Origin of the sequence: Clostridium sp. FP2 (assembly GCF_011065955.2) — a bacterium.
Taxonomy (GTDB): Bacteria; Bacillota; Clostridia; order Clostridiales; family Clostridiaceae; genus Clostridium_AD; species Clostridium_AD tagluense.
In genome coordinates, this window is the sequence record NZ_JAAMNI020000001.1 from 537749 (window position 1) to 553635 (window position 15887).

At 32.3% G+C, this 15887-nt stretch carries 13 protein-coding genes and 1 riboswitch; of the genes, 12 read left to right on the forward strand and 1 reads right to left on the reverse strand.

Features of this window, described 5'->3' with window-relative positions:
• Positions 1-624: 624 nt before the first annotated feature.
• Positions 625-2550: a ribosomal protection-like ABC-F family protein gene (gene abc-f / locus G9F71_RS02590; RefSeq protein WP_164951073.1), complete on the reverse strand. Its 1926-nt coding sequence runs from the start codon at positions 2548-2550 to the stop codon at positions 625-627.
• A gap of 345 nt (positions 2551-2895) precedes the next feature.
• On the opposite strand from abc-f, the gene G9F71_RS02595 reads away from it, so the two are divergent.
• The 12 genes from G9F71_RS02595 (at position 2896) to G9F71_RS02650 (ending at position 15823) form a co-directional block, all read left to right on the forward strand.
• Entirely contained in the window at positions 2896-3534 is a 639-nt protein-coding gene (locus G9F71_RS02595) for a redox-sensing transcriptional repressor Rex (protein WP_164951010.1), read from the forward strand.
• 199 nt (positions 3535-3733) lie between these two features.
• On the forward strand, positions 3734-4513 hold the full coding sequence (locus G9F71_RS02600; protein ID WP_164951009.1) for a short-chain-enoyl-CoA hydratase: 780 nt from the start codon (positions 3734-3736) through the stop codon (positions 4511-4513).
• A gap of 73 nt (positions 4514-4586) precedes the next feature.
• Positions 4587-5726, forward strand: a complete 1140-nt coding sequence (locus G9F71_RS02605; RefSeq protein ID WP_124997312.1) for an acyl-CoA dehydrogenase — start codon at positions 4587-4589, stop codon at positions 5724-5726.
• A 13-nt stretch (positions 5727-5739) separates the two neighbouring features.
• A complete protein-coding gene (locus G9F71_RS02610; protein ID WP_164951008.1) occupies positions 5740-6522 on the forward strand; it encodes an electron transfer flavoprotein subunit beta/FixA family protein in 783 nt (260 codons plus the stop codon).
• Positions 6523-6535: 13 nt separating this feature from the next.
• A complete protein-coding gene (locus tag G9F71_RS02615; RefSeq protein WP_164951007.1) occupies positions 6536-7546 on the forward strand; it encodes an electron transfer flavoprotein subunit alpha/FixB family protein in 1011 nt (336 codons plus the stop codon).
• Positions 7547-7671: 125 nt separating this feature from the next.
• The gene (locus tag G9F71_RS02620) at positions 7672-8520 is read left to right on the forward strand and encodes a 3-hydroxybutyryl-CoA dehydrogenase (RefSeq protein ID WP_164951006.1); all 849 of its coding nucleotides are present in this window, start codon (positions 7672-7674) and stop codon (positions 8518-8520) included.
• 329 nt (positions 8521-8849) lie between these two features.
• A complete protein-coding gene (locus G9F71_RS02625) occupies positions 8850-10016 on the forward strand; it encodes an iron-containing alcohol dehydrogenase (protein WP_164951072.1) in 1167 nt (388 codons plus the stop codon).
• A gap of 285 nt (positions 10017-10301) precedes the next feature.
• Positions 10302-10405, forward strand: a riboswitch (glycine riboswitch).
• Positions 10406-10543: 138 nt separating this feature from the next.
• Complete coding sequence (locus G9F71_RS02630; protein WP_164951005.1) at positions 10544-11413, forward strand: sulfide/dihydroorotate dehydrogenase-like FAD/NAD-binding protein; 870 nt, start codon at positions 10544-10546, stop codon at positions 11411-11413.
• The gene (gltA, locus tag G9F71_RS02635) at positions 11413-12795 is read left to right on the forward strand and encodes an NADPH-dependent glutamate synthase (protein ID WP_164951004.1); all 1383 of its coding nucleotides are present in this window, start codon (positions 11413-11415) and stop codon (positions 12793-12795) included. The genes G9F71_RS02630 and gltA overlap by 1 nt, the downstream gene beginning before the upstream one ends.
• A 342-nt stretch (positions 12796-13137) precedes the next feature.
• Positions 13138-14178: a type I glyceraldehyde-3-phosphate dehydrogenase gene (gene gap / locus G9F71_RS02640; protein ID WP_164951003.1), complete on the forward strand. Its 1041-nt coding sequence runs from the start codon at positions 13138-13140 to the stop codon at positions 14176-14178.
• 330 nt (positions 14179-14508) lie between these two features.
• Complete coding sequence (locus tag G9F71_RS02645) at positions 14509-14922, forward strand: C-GCAxxG-C-C family (seleno)protein (protein ID WP_164951002.1); 414 nt, start codon at positions 14509-14511, stop codon at positions 14920-14922.
• 19 nt (positions 14923-14941) lie between these two features.
• The gene (locus G9F71_RS02650) at positions 14942-15823 is read left to right on the forward strand and encodes a DNA-3-methyladenine glycosylase family protein (RefSeq protein ID WP_164951001.1); all 882 of its coding nucleotides are present in this window, start codon (positions 14942-14944) and stop codon (positions 15821-15823) included.
• The last annotated feature ends 64 nt before the right edge of the window (positions 15824-15887 follow it).

The following is a 15887-nucleotide window of genomic DNA, read 5'->3' on the forward strand; positions in this document are numbered from 1 at the left end:
AATTCTAAAATTTATTTTATTTGCAGCTGCTAAAAAAAGCAAACTCGCTGTCGCTCAAACATGCTTTTTTCTTTACGCAGCTGCAAAAAAATAAATTTTGAATTACTAAGGCTTGTTCAAATGCATTCTGCGCAATATATACTTTTGTTAGCATAATCTAAGAAAAAATACCAATACCTATTATTTTTCATAGTAAAAGACCTTAAGGTTTACTAAATAAACTAAGGGTCTGTAACTTATTATATATTTCTGAACTTTTGTATTCTATCTGCAGTCTTTTTGATGCTTGTTAAAATAGTAATGTATTGGGAAGTATGAAATTTATCCGTAGTGCATTGCAATAAGAAGCGAAGAAACATTGAAATTCCATTTAAAAATTCTTCTTTTGCGATATAAAATTTCCGTAAGCCTGTCAGGACGACAGGCTAGTGAACCTGAGCCAGGATGGCGAATGTGAGCGATAGGAAATTTTATATCGCAAAAGATTAGAATTTTAAATGGAATTTCCAGTTTCGAGCTCGTTTGCAAGGCACGCAGGATAAATTTCATACTTTTCATTGTACTTCATCAATAAAGTCAAATTATAATCATTCCGAACCTTAATATGCTTAAAATAGATTTTTTTTATTCTGCGTCATCTAAAAAGGCTTCCCAAGCTGCATAAAGATCTTGAAGTTCCTTTTTGACATTTGAAAGTTGATTATTTACGTCAGAACTTCGAGTAGGGTTTGAATAAACCTCTTCAAGGCATAGATCGTTATTCAATTTTTCCGATTCTTGTTCCAATGAAGAAATTTTATCTTCGAGGTCTTTTAGGTCCGTTTTCTTTTGTTTTTCTAACTTTGATTCTTCTCTTTTCTTCTTTTTATCAAAATTAATTTGAGTTTTTGACATCCCGGCCTGGGCTTCTTCCACTTGGAACCTAAGAGGGTTTTTCTTTTTTTCTATATAATAATTATAATTACCTAAATACTCTTTGAGGCCATCTTGATTTAATTCAAGTATTTTAGTAATTACCTTGTTTAAGAAATATCTATCATGAGATATTACAATAACGGTGCCGTCATATCCTAGGATTGAGTCTTCTAAGGCTTCACGGGACATAATATCCAAGTGATTTGTTGGTTCATCTAATAGTAAGAAATTGGATTTAGATAGCATGATTTTTAGAAGATTAATCCTACATCTTTCTCCACCACTTAAAGCGGATATACTTTTAAATACATCTTCTCCTATGAATAAAAATGCAGCGAGTGCACTGCGCACTTCTGTGGTGGTAAGTTTAGGGAATTCATCCCAAACCTCATCTATTATAGTTTTTTCATCATTCAAATTTGATTGTTCTTGGTCATAATATCCTACAAAAATATTTTTTCCTAATATTTTTATGCCTGTATCACTGGCCATTTTATCCATAATAATTTTAAAAAGAGTGGTTTTACCGCGACCATTTTCACCAATAAGAGCAATCTTATCTGATCTTTTCATATCTAAATTTAAATTCTGGAACAAAAGATTATCTCCAAATGATTTTGATAAATTTTCTATATGCAGAACGTCATTTCCACTTTTAATTTCTGTTTCGAAATTCATCCTAGTTTCTTTAGGATCTCTATCAGGTAGATCAATCTTTTCCATTTTGTTTAAAGATTTTTGTCTGCTATCTGCGGCCCTTACACTTTTTTCTCTATTAAAGGACCTATACTTAGTTATAATATCCTCTTGCCTTTTTATTTCTGATTGCTGCAAATTGTAGGCTTTTAACTGAATCTCATAATTTTTCTTCTTTAAGTCAATAAAAGTTGTATAGTTCCCATTATAACAATCTACATGACCGTTAAGCAGTTCAAAGGTTTTATTAGAAATAGCATCTAAAAAGAATCTATCATGGGATATTATAAACATAGTCCCTTTATAGGATTTCAAATAATCTTCTAACCATTCTATAGCATCTAAGTCTAGGTGGTTAGTAGGTTCATCCAATAAAAGTACATCTGGATTTTTAAGTAATAACTTGCATAGTGCAACTCTAGTTTTTTGACCACCGCTTAATATGTTAATTGGCTTATTGTAATCTTCTTCCATAAAGCCAAGTCCTTTAAGAACCCTACTAATTTCTCCTTTATAGGTGTATCCGCCGCGATTATTGTAAAGGTCATAGGTTAATGTATACTCTTTTATTATTCTGTTAGTGTATTCTTCTTTTGACGCATCATAAGGTTCATTCATTTTTGATTCTAAATCTTTAAGGTTTTTTTCTAAGGCTAATAGATTATCGAATACTAAAAGTGTTTCTTCGTATATAGTATTATTGGAATTTAATCTTAAATCCTGAGATAGATAACCAATTCTTTTGTTTTTATCTATAAATAGCTCACCATTATCAGAATCCAATTGATTTGTAAGTATTTTGAAAAGTGTAGATTTACCAGCTCCATTAGCACCAATAAAACCGACCTTTTCACCTTCATTTATACTAAAAGTTATTTTGTCTAAAATAACATCTATACCATAACTTTTGTGAATATCTTTGCAACTTAGAACTATTATTATGTTCACCTTCCTACTCTGTAGTATTAAAATATTATTACAATAATAAAATGCAATGTTATTTGAAGTAATTAATGTAGTTGAATTGCTAAAAATATGAGACTCTATTAATTATAAATAACAATTAAAGTTCATTCATATATTATTGTACTATTTATATTGAAACTTTTGTAGTGAAAAACAAATATATGTGGGATTAATTTTAAAAAACAGTGTAGAAAGGAAGTAAAATGGGGAAAATACAATAAGAACTATTAAATTTGTAATAAAAAGTAGTGTTAACTTATAATAGTGTGGTAAAATAAATAATATGAAATTTATGATGTTGGTGGAGGGATGTAAACTGTGGAAAGAAAAAAGAATATATCAATGGCAGTTATTAAAAGATTGCCTAAATACCATAGATACTTAAGAGAACTTTTAAAAAATGATGTAGATAGAATATCCTCAAAAGAATTAGGGGAGAAAATTGGGTTTACAGCATCTCAAATTAGACAAGATTTGAATTGCTTCGGAGATTTTGGACAACAAGGGTACGGGTATAACGTAAAAGAATTATTAAACGAAATCAGCGGAATACTAGGATTGTCAAAAGAATATAAGATGATAATAGTAGGTGCAGGCAATATTGGGCAAGCTATTGCAAATTACACTAATTTTGAAAAGCTGGCATTTAACTTAGCAGGTATTTTTGATATTAATCCAAAGCTTATAGGACTGAAAATTAGAGATGTTGAAGTAATAGATATAGATGGATTAGTGGCGTTTTTAAAAGAAACACCCATAGACATTGGCGTAATCTGTGTGTCCAAAATCAATGCTCAAACAGTGGCTGATATGATGGTAACAAATGGGGTTAAGGGTATATGGAATTTCGCACCTGTAGATTTAGAGGTACCGGAAGAAATAATAGTGGAGAATGTCCATTTAAGTGAAAGTCTTTTAACCCTCAGTTGTTTAATGAATGACAGGACATATCCATAAAATAGTGGTGGAACACTTAGTATAATTAAAAGTTGGAAAACACTGTTTTTAAATAAAAAGGTGTTTTTTTTGTTGAAATAAGTGACGTAAAGAGATATAATGTAATTGGGGCAAAGTACCTCAACTATTTTTTCAATCTTAATTGTTATATTATTAACGAATTGTTAATAATAGATTAATTCGTAAGGAGTGAATTGTTGTGGAATACAAAAATGTTTTTTTTCAAAAAGAAGACAAAGTTGCAGTTATTACAATTAGTAGACCCAAAGCTCTAAATGCATTAAACACAGAAACATTAAAAGAGCTGGAACTCGCAATTGATGAAATTGCAAATGATGACCAGATTTACGCAGTGATTATAACAGGAGAGGGGAAAGCTTTTGTAGCAGGAGCTGATATCTCAGAAATGAAAGATCTAGATGCAATGGGTGGTAGAAAATTTGGTAATTTAGGAAACCGTGTATTTAGAAAACTAGAGACTTTAGAGAAACCTGTAATAGCGGCAGTAAACGGTTTTGCGCTAGGTGGAGGTTGTGAGCTTTCTATGGCTTGTGATATCAGAATAGCTTCATCAAAAGCAAAATTTGGACAACCAGAGGCAGGCCTTGGAATAACACCTGGATTTGGAGGTACACAAAGACTTGCTAGACTTGTAGGCACAGGTATGGCTAAACAATTATTATTTACTGCAGAAATTATTAATGCAGAAGAAGCCTTAAGAATAGGGCTTGTTAATAAGGTAGTAGAACCTGAGAATTTAATTGAAGAAGCAAAACTATTAGCTAAAAAAATTGTTAGCAATGCACCTATAGCTGTTAAGTTATGTAAAACAGCAATAAATAGAGGTATGCAAATGGATATAGATACAGCTTTAATTTATGAAGCTGAAATTTTTGGCGCGTGCTTTGCCACAGAAGATCAAAAAAGTGGAATGACAGCATTTCTTGAAAAATCAGAAAAATGCTTTAAAAATAAATAAATACAAAATTTAAAAAAACAAGATAAAGATAATAATTATTATTTTTATCAGAGAATAGTGAGGAGGAAGTGTTATGGATTTTTCATTGACAAAACAACAAGAATTTGTAAAACAAATGGTAAGGGAATTCACAATAAATGAAGTTGAACCAATAGCTGCAGAAATAGATAGAACAGAAAGATTTCCTATGGAAACTGTAGAGAAAATGGCTAGATATCATATGCTTGGTATTCCAATTTCAACTGAATTTGGTGGAGCGGGTGGCGATAATTTATCTTACGTTATTGCTGTTGAAGAATTATCAAAAGCATGTGGAACTACAGGCGTTATACTTTCAGCCCATACTTCATTATGCGCGGGCCCAATAGATATGTTTGGTACATTAGAGCAAAAGAAAAAATATCTAATTCCACTTGCAAAAGGTGAAAAATTAGGAGCTTTTGGATTAACTGAGCCCAATGCAGGAACAGATGCGTCTGAGCAACAAACTACAGCGGTTTTAGAGGGCGATAATTATATATTAAATGGTTCGAAAATATTTATCACGAATGGCGGAGTAGCAGATACATTTATAGTCTTTGCTATGACTGATAAGAGCAAAGGAACAAAAGGAATTACTGCTTTCATAGTTGAAAAAGAGTTTCCTGGATTTTCAATTGGTAAACACGAAGATAAATTAGGAATAAGAGCCTCTTCAACTACTGAACTTGTATTTGAAAATTGCATAGTTCCAAAAGAAAACATGCTTGGAAAAGAAGGAAAAGGCTTTGGTATAGCAATGAAAACTCTTGACGGAGGAAGAATTGGTATAGCAGCTCAAGCACTAGGAATTGCAGAAGGAGCACTAGAAGCAGCAGCTAAATACATGAAAGAAAGAAAACAATTTGGAAAACCTCTATCAGCATTCCAAGGACTTCAATGGATGATGGCTGAACTAGATGTTAAAGTTGAAGCTTCAAAACTTTTAGTATATAAGGCAGCATGGAATAAAGATAATGGCCTTCCATACAGTTTAGAAGCTGCTAGAGCAAAATTATACGCATCAGAAACAGCTATGGAAGTTACAACTAAAGCTGTTCAAATCTTCGGAGGATATGGATATACAAAAGAATATCCAGTAGAAAGAATGATGAGAGATGCTAAGATAACTGAGATTTACGAAGGAACTTCACAAGTACAAAAAATGGTTATCGCTGCAAACTTATTAAAGTAGGAGGGGATTAAAAGTGAATATAGTTGTATGTTTAAAACAAGTTCCAGATACAAATGAAGTTAAAATAGATCCAAAGACAGGAACCCTTATAAGAGAAGGAGTTCCATCAATCATAAATCCAGATGATAAAAATGCACTAGAGGAAGCACTAAGATTAAAAGATAGCGATGGTGCTCATGTAACCGTTATAAGTATGGGACCACCACAAGCGGAAAAAGCATTAAGAGAAGCACTAGCTATGGGAGCGGACGACGCAATATTAGTATCTGATAGAGCATTTGCAGGAGCAGATACATTAGCTACATCACATGCACTGGCAGCAACTTTGAGAAAATTAGACTACGATGTAGTTTTTGCAGGTAGACAAGCAATTGATGGAGATACAGCGCAAGTTGGTCCAGAAATAGCAGAACACTTAGGTCTTGCTCAAATAACATACGTTGAAAAAGTTGAAATAATTAAGGGCGGATTAAAAGTTAGAAAAGCTTGGGAAGATGGATATGAAAACATAGAAGTTAAAACACCGGTTCTTTTAACAGCTATAAAAGAGTTAAATCAGCCAAGATACATGAATATAAAAAACATTTTTGATATGTATCAAAATAAAGAAGTTAAAGTTTGGAATGCAGATATTATTGGAGCAGATAAAGCTCTTCTTGGACTAAGCGGTTCCCCAACAAAGGTTAAGAAGTCTATGACTAAAGAACCTAAAGGAAACGGAGAACTTGTAAAGTTACCACCTAAAGAAGCAGCTCAGTATGTAGTTTCAAAATTAAAAGAAAACCACTTTATTTAAGGAGGGATTTAGCATGAATATAGAAGATTATAAAGGAATCTGGGTCTTTGCTGAGCAAAGAGATGGAGAACTTCAAAAAGTATCACTTGAGATTTTAGGTAAGGGACGGGAAATAGCAGATAAATTAAAAGTAGAATTAACAGCGGTAGTACTTGGAGATAAAACAGATGCTATGACGGCTGAACTCATAGCATTTGGCGCAGATAAAGTTATAGTAGCTGAGCACCCACTACTTGCACACTTTTCAACTGATGCCTATGCAAAAGTTATTTGTGAACTTGCTATCGAAAGAAAGCCAGAAGTCATATTTATTGGAGCAAGTTATTTAGGAAGAGATTTAGGACCAAGGGTAGCTGCAAGACTTTCAACAGGACTTACAGCTGACTGTACTTCCTTGGATGTAGACACAGAAACTAAAAATTTACTTATGACAAGACCAGCATTCGGAGGAAACTTGATGGCTACAATAGTTTGCGGAGATCATAGACCACAAATGGCTACTATTAGACCAGGAGTTTTTGAAAAATTAGCTAAAGATAAAAATAGAACTTGCAAGATTGAAAAAGTTACTGTAAATCTAACAGAAGCTGATATCAGAACTAAAACTTTAGAAGTTGTAAAGCTTGCTAAAGATATAGCAGATATTGGAGAAGCGAATATCATTGTATCTGGTGGTCGTGGCGTTGGATCTAAAGAGAACTTTGCAATACTGGAAACACTAGCAACTAGCCTTGGTGGGGTTGTTGGAGGATCTAGAGCAGCGGTTGAGAATGGTTGGGTAGATAAATCACTTCAAGTAGGACAAACAGGAAAAACTGTTAGACCAACTGTGTATATAGCTTGTGGTATATCAGGAGCAATTCAGCATTTAGCTGGTATGCAAGATTCTGATTTTATAATAGCTATAAACAAGGATGCATCTGCACCTATCATGAAAGTTGCAGATATTGCAATAGCTGCAGATTATACAAAAGTTCTACCTGAAATGGTAGCTCAAATCAATGCATTAAATGATGAAAAATAATATAATTAAATAGATTTAATTAAAGTGAACTTGCTCTAATGCTAGAATTTAGTATTAGAGTAAGTTTTAAAAATAGTTACTATTTTTAGTTTTAAATAAAATGAAATTTGAGGAGCGTGTTATTTATGGAAAAGATTTTTGTACTTGGAGCTGGAACTATGGGAGCTGGAATTGTTCAGGCATTTGCAGCTAAAGGATATGAAGTAATAATAAGAGATATAAAAGATGAATTTGTAGATAAAGGACTTGCTGGAATCAAAAAAAATCTAGAAAGATTAGTTAGCAAGGAAAAAATAACAGTAGAAAATATGGAAGAAATACTTTCAAGAATCACAGGAACTACTGATATGAGTTTAGCAGCAGATTGTGATTTAGTAGTTGAAGCTGCTGTAGAAAACATGGAAATCAAGAAACAAATTTTTGCAGAACTCGATAAAATCTGCAAACCAGAAACTATTTTATCATCAAATACATCTTCACTTTCTATAACAGAAGTAGCAGCTGCTACAAATAGACCTGATAAGGTTATAGGAATGCATTTCTTTAATCCAGCACCAATGATGAAGCTTGTAGAAGTAATAAAAGGAATGGCAACATCAGAAGAGACTTTTGGTCTTGTAAAGGAAGTTGCTATATCTATTGGAAAAGATCCTGTAGAAATTGCAGAAGCACCAGGATTTGTGGTAAACAGAATATTAATACCAATGGTCAATGAAGCAATAGGAATATTTGCTGAAGGTATTGCATCAGCAGAAGATATCGATAAAGCAATGATGCTAGGAGCTAATCACCCAATGGGACCACTAGCACTAGGTGACCTTATAGGACTAGACGTATGTCTTGCTATAATGGATGTTTTATATAAAGAAACTGGGGACTCTAAATACAGAGCTCATAGTCTTTTAAGAAAATACGTTAGAGGCGGATTATTAGGAAGAAAAACTAAAAAAGGATTCTTTAATTATACAAGATAATATAATATTTTAATATGAGAAATGAATCTAGAGGGTATTATAACTTATAGCAAGTTATAATGCTCTTGTTTTTCGTACTTGCTAAAAATGAAAATTATCTATATCTCAAACATGTAAGGTTTAAGTAAAAAGAGTTAGTATTTAAAACTATTTTACCAAATATATCAAATTTTGTCGCTTGAAGGTTGACTTTAAATTGCTGACGTTATATAATTAACAATGTAGTTAAACAAATAACAAAGTTGGCATAAGTATTGACAAACATATAAATATAAAAGTATATAAGTATAAAAACATATGATTCTATATATAAATAGGGGGGAAATATGATGAATAGATTTACACTACCAAGAGACATTTATTTTGGAGAAAATTCATTAGAAGTTTTAAAAACTATAAAGGGTAAAAAAGCAGTAATAGTTACTGGTGGAAGCTCTATGAAAAAATTTGGATTTTTAGATAAGGTTGAAGATTATTTAAAAGAAGCAGGAATTGAAGTTAAGCATATTACTGGAGTAGAACCAGATCCATCAGTAGAAACAGTTATGAATGGTGCAAAAGTAATGAGAGAATTTGAGCCAGACTTAATAGTATCAATTGGTGGGGGCTCACCAATTGATGCAGCAAAAGCAATGTGGATTTTCTATGAATATCCAGAATTTACTTTTGAACAAGCGGTTATACCTTTTGGTCTTCCAGAACTAAGACAAAAAGCTAAATTTATAGCTATACCATCAACTAGTGGAACAGCAACTGAGGTTACAGCATTTTCAGTAATTACCGATTATAAAGCAAAAATAAAATATCCACTAGCAGATTTCAATTTAACACCAGATATAGCAATAGTTGATCCTGCACTGGCTCAAACAATGCCACCTAAATTAGTAGCGCATACGGGCATGGATGCATTAACTCATGCAATTGAAGCTTATGTAGCAGGACTTCATTCAAGCTTTTCAGACCCATTGGCAATGCAAGCTATAACTATGATTAAAGAAAATTTATTAAAGTCCTTTGAAGGAAATGACCAGGCAAGAAATGAAATGCACATTGCACAATGCTTAGCTGGAATGGCATTTTCAAATGCACTACTAGGAATTGCTCATAGTATGGCACACAAAACAGGTGCTGTATTGCATATCCCTCATGGCTGCGCAAACGCAATATTTCTTCCATATGTTATAGATTTCAACAAAAAAGCTTGTGGAGATAGATATGCGGTTATTGCAAGAAGTTTAAGTTTAAGTGGAAATACGCAAGATGAATTAATAGATTCATTAACTAATATGATAAGAGATTTAAATAAAGTTATGAATATACCATGTTCTTTAGCTGAATATGGAATAACTAAAGAAGAATTTGAAGCAAATGTAGATTTTATGGCTGAAAATGCTATAAAAGATGCATGCACAGGATCTAATCCAAGATCAATAAATGTGGATGAAATGAAAAAAGTATTTACTTGCACATTTACAGGAGAAAAAGTTAATTTCTAGACCTAAATGATTAGAATAAAGCAATATAGAATAAATTTGCAATTTTAAAAGATAATTTTAAGTTGCAAATTTATGCTATTTTTATGCTACTTATAGAAAAAACAAATAGGAGATAAGCTAGTTTATGTTGACTATATACGTAGAAAGACTTAAACTATAAATGTAATTTAATATGGGTGGATGATAATTGTTGGAGATATCCCGTATACTTTGGGGTAACCGAAGAAGAAACGAGTAAATTTTGCTAAGAATTACTCGGAAGCTTTCAGGTAGAGTACAATAATTGGACATGTCCCTGGAGAGATCCATTTAATATGGGCATCGAAGAAGAAACTCAAATAGTTTACTATTTTGAGGAAACTTTCAGATAAAAGGACAGGTAGTGAATAGCATTAGTATTTCTATGCTCTTTACTGCCTGTCTATTTACTTTAGGTATCTATACAAAGATGCCCTGCAATCGTTTTACTAATAAATATGTTGCAAAAAATTAAATATAAAATCATATATGAATATGGAGGAATAAAAATGTATAAAATCATTGAGAAAAGAGCATTAGCACCTCAAATATTTTTAATGGATATTGAGGCACCAAGAGTAGCTAAATCAGCAAAACCAGGTCAATTTGTAATTATCAAAATGGACGAAAAAGGTGAAAGAATACCACTTACAATCTCTGACTATGATACTAAAAGAGGTACAGTTACTATTGTAGTTCAAACAATAGGCTGCTCAACAAAAGAAATGGAAAACTATGAAGTTGGTGACTCGTTTTTAGATTTTGTAGGACCACTTGGACAAGCATCAGAATTAATGAGTGAAAGCATTGAGGAACTAAAGAATAAGAAAATTATTTTTATAGCAGGTGGACTTGGAACAGCTCCAGTTTATCCTCAAGTTAAATGGTTAAATGAGCAAGGTGTAAAAGCAGATGTAATAATAGGCGCAAAGGCTGAAGAATATGTGATTATGGAAGAAGAAATGAAGAGTGTAGCAGGCAACGTTTATCCATGTACTGATGATGGTTCTTATGGATATAAGGGACTTGTTACAAATAAATTAAAAGATTTAGTTCAAAATGAAGGCAAAAAATACGATTTAGTTATTGCCATTGGACCAATGATAATGATGAAATTTGTTTGTAAATTAACTGAAGAACTTGGAATAACAACTATTGTAAGTATGAACCCTATTATGGTAGATGGCACAGGAATGTGTGGAGCTTGCAGACTTACTGTAGACGGTGAAACTAAGTTTGCCTGCGTTGATGGCCCAGAATTTGATGGTCATAAGGTTAATTTTGAAGAAGCAATGCGAAGACAAACAATGTACAAAACGCAAGAAGTTCCTAAAAATGAAGGCATTAAACCAGGCTGTGGATTAGGAGGTACTAAATAATGAGTAAAATGAATAGAGTGAAAATAGCAGAACAAGATCCGAAAATAAGAGCAACTAATTTCGAAGAAGTATGTCTAGGTTATACAGAAGATGAGGCAGTTGAAGAAGCTGCAAGATGCTTAAACTGTAAAAACCCAAAGTGCGTTACTAAATGTCCTGTAGCCATAGATATTCCTGGGTTTATCCAACATGTTAAGAATAGAGAATTTGAAGAGGCAGTTAAAGTAATAGCAAAATATAGTGCATTGCCAGCTGTTTGTGGAAGAGTCTGTCCACAAGAAACTCAATGCGAAAGCAAATGTATACTGGGAATAAAGGGAGAAGCTGTAGCTATAGGTAAACTTGAAAGATTTGTAGGTGACTATTCAAGAGTACATAATGTTGATATTTCACAAACAAAGCCTAAAAATGGTAAGAAAGTTGCTGTAATAGGAAGTGGTCCTGCTGGACTTACATGTGCAGGGGATTTAGCTAAAGATGGATATGATGTAACTATTTTTGAAGCACTTCATGAAGCGGGTGGAGTTTTGGTATATGGAATTCCAGAATTTAGATTACCAAAAGGAACAGTTGTTAAACATGAAGTTGAAAATGTTATAAAATTAGGAGTTAAAATAGAAACAAATGTTATTGTGGGAAGAACTGTAACAATAAATCAGTTAATGGAGGAGGAAGACTTTGTTGCTGTGTTTATTGGTTCAGGTGCAGGACTCCCAATGTTCATGGGAATACCGGGAGAAAATTTAAATGGAGTATTCTCTGCTAATGAATATTTAACTAGAAACAATTTGATGAAAGCATATAAAGAGGGTTACCGTACCCCTATTAGAACAGGCAACAAGGTTGCTGTTGTAGGTGGAGGTAATGTTGCAATGGACGCTGTACGTACAGCAGTAAGACTAGGTGCAGAAGGTCATATAGTATACAGAAGATCAGAATCAGAACTTCCAGCAAGAGCTGAAGAAGTGCATCATGCAAAAGAAGAAGGAGTTATAATGGATTTACTTGTGAATCCAATTGAAATCCTAGGAGATGCTGCGGGAAATGTTATAGGAATGAATTGTATAAAAATGGAGCTTGGTGAGCCAGATGCTTCAGGTAGAAGAAGACCTATAGCTATTAAAGGTTCAGAATTTGTAATTGATGTAGATACAGTTATAATGTCACTAGGAACATCACCAAATCCATTAATTGCATCAACAACAGAAGGTTTAGAAATTAATAAATGGAAGTGTATAGTTGCAGAAGATGAAACTGGTTTAACTTCTAAAAAGAATGTATATGCTGGTGGAGACGCTGTTTCAGGAGCTGCTACAGTTATTTTGGCAATGGAAGCAGGCAAAAAAGCTGCTAAAGCTATAAATGAAATGCTAACAAACTAATAAAAAAATAAATATTAAAAAAACTCCATAAACTTTAGTTTATGGAGTTTTTTTAATATTTATTTTTTTTAGATAATCAAAGCAAACATAAGCAATAAGTAGCTAATAGAATATATAATTACATATTTAGAAAAATATTCACAAATTCACTATTGACAAAAGTGTAGTACATTGATATAAATAGTATAGCACATAAAATTATATATATTACATTTGATTGTAAACGGTTTAATATATTATATAAAACTATATTAAATGCTGAAAATATGTGCGTATTTAAAATTATATAAAGAAATAATGTATCACAATACATAAAATAAGATGTATATTGGAGGAGTAAATATGTGTGTAAAAATTGCTATAAATGGGTTTGGAAGAATAGGAAGGGTTGTATTAAGAATTGCACAAGATAATTTACATGAGGGAGCAGAAATAGTAGCTATAAATGCAAGAGCAGATGTAGAAACCCTTGCACATCTTTTTACCTATGATTCTTGTTATGGAACATTTAAAGGCAAAGTAGAAACGCAAGGTAACTCATTAATAATAAATGGTAAAGAAATTAAAGTGTTTAATGAAAAAGAAGCTAAGAATTTGCCTTGGAAGCAACTAGGCATAGATGTTGTTATAGAATCAACAGGGATATATACAAAGAGAGAGCAGGCTATGCAACACATTGAAGCAGGAGCTAAAAAGGTAGTAATTACCGCACCGGCAAAAAATGAGGATATAACAATAGTTATGGGAGTTAATGATGAAAAATATAATCCTCAAAAACATCATATTATTTCTAATGCTTCTTGTACTACCAATTGCCTTGCACCTTTTACTAAAGTATTAAATGAACAATTTGGTATAGTTAATGGATGTATGACAACAATACACTCATATACTAATGATCAAAAAATACTAGACAAAACTCATAAAGATCTAAGGCGTGCTAGAGCAGCAGGGGAATCGATAATTCCTACAACTACTGGTGCTGCGAAAGCGCTTGCAAAAGTAATTCCTAGTCTTGAAGGCAAAATCAATGGTTCATCTTTAAGGGTACCTACCGCAGCAGTGTCTATAACAGAGCTTATATGTGAAATGTCAAGGGAAGTAACTGTGCAGCAAGTAAATAGTGCATTCCAATATGCATCGCAACATGAGCTTAAAGGTATATTAGGTTATTCAGAAAAACCATTAGTATCTATAGATTATAAGGGTGATGATAGATCATCTATAGTTGACGGACTTTCAACCATGGTCATAGGCAAAAACATTTTAAAGGTACTAGCATGGTATGATAATGAATGGGGATATTCATCTAGAACAGTAGATTTAGTAAATCTTGTAGCAAGTAAAATAAGTAATACAAAAAATATGAAAATGGTAATATAGGTGCTAAGGATTAGTATCTAAAATGAAGGAATGATTTCTAACCATTATAAAGCAAATGAGAAAATTAACTGCATTTTATAAATGATTTTTGTAGGAGAAACGGGGACGGTTAACAATTATTAACTAGTTTATTAGTTAATAATTATTAACCGTCCTTTTCTAGTTTTAAACAGTGAATTGTGGAGTTGCTTAAGTGGAAAATGGGCAAAACATAGGGACGGTTAACAACTATTTGACATTAAAGCACTAAAAGGATTAAAAAACACAAAAAATTCATAACTAAGTGATAATAATTTGATATAATAAGGTTAAACAATGGGGGCGATATTTATGTTAATTGATAAAATAAACAAATATTATACTAAAGAATATGATTTAAGTTGTTCTGAGGTGATGATTTATGCTGCTAGTGATGAATATAATATGAATTTAAAAAGTGAAACATTTAAAGCTATGTCATCCTTTGGTGGTGGAATGGGTGTTGAAAGCGTTTGTGGGGCTATAACAGGTTCACTTTCAGTTATAGGTATATTATTCACTAAAGAAAAAGCACATGAAGGAGAGCGAGTTAAGAAGCTATGTCAGGAGTTCTTCCAAAAGTTTGAAGCAAAGTTAGGTACAGATAATTGTGGGTTACTTAAAGCAAAATATAAAAAGCAAGATAGTGGTTGCAGGGTTATGATTGAAACAGCTACTGAGATATTAGATGAAATTGTTACACGAGAATTAAAAATAAATAACTGAACTAAAGAAAGGGAAAATTATGGATTACAAAAATATTGAATCATTTAATGAAGGTATCATTATAAAAGATGTAGAGAATTTTGAACTAGACCATATATTCGAATGCGGCCAATGTTTTAGATGGAACAAACAAGCAAGTGGTAACTATATAGGAGTGGCATATGGCAAGGTTATAGAAGTAGAAAAGAAAAATATGCAGGTAAAAATATATAATATAAATGAAGAAGAATTTAATCTACTTTGGTGTGATTATTTTGACCTTAAAAGAGATTATACAGTTATCAAAGATGAATTTCAGAAAGATCCTCTTCTTAAAAAATCCGTTGATTTTGGCTATGGCATCAGACTATTGCAACAGGAGCCTTTTGAACTTACCATGTCATTTATAATTTCTTCAAATAATAGAATCCCCATGATAAAAAGAGCAATAGACAATTTGAGCAGAAAATGGGGGAAAGCAATAGAATATAAAGGCGAAACCTACTACACCTTTCCAGCTGCTGCAGATTTAGAAGGAGCGTCACTAGAAGATATTCAGAGTTGTGGTCTAGGATTTAGGTCTAAGTACGTAAAAGACACAGTGCATAGGGTATATACTGGTGAAGTGAATTTGGAATCTATTAAATCTCAGGAAGATGATGTTTGTCATGAAGAATTAAAAAAACTTAATGGTATTGGCCCAAAGGTTTCTGATTGTATCATGTTATTTTCTATGCAAAAATATTCTGCTTTTCCAGTGGATGTATGGGTTAAGAGAGCTATGCAATTTTTTTACTTAGCACCAGATGTGTCTCTACCAAAAATAAGAATTTTTGCTAGAGATAAATTTGAAAACACGGCAGGGTTCGCACAACAGTATTTATTTTATTATGCAAGGGAAAATAACATTAAAATTGAATAAAATAGTAAAAATTAAGCAAAATACTAATAGTAGATAAGTATAGGGAATAATGTTGAATTTTATA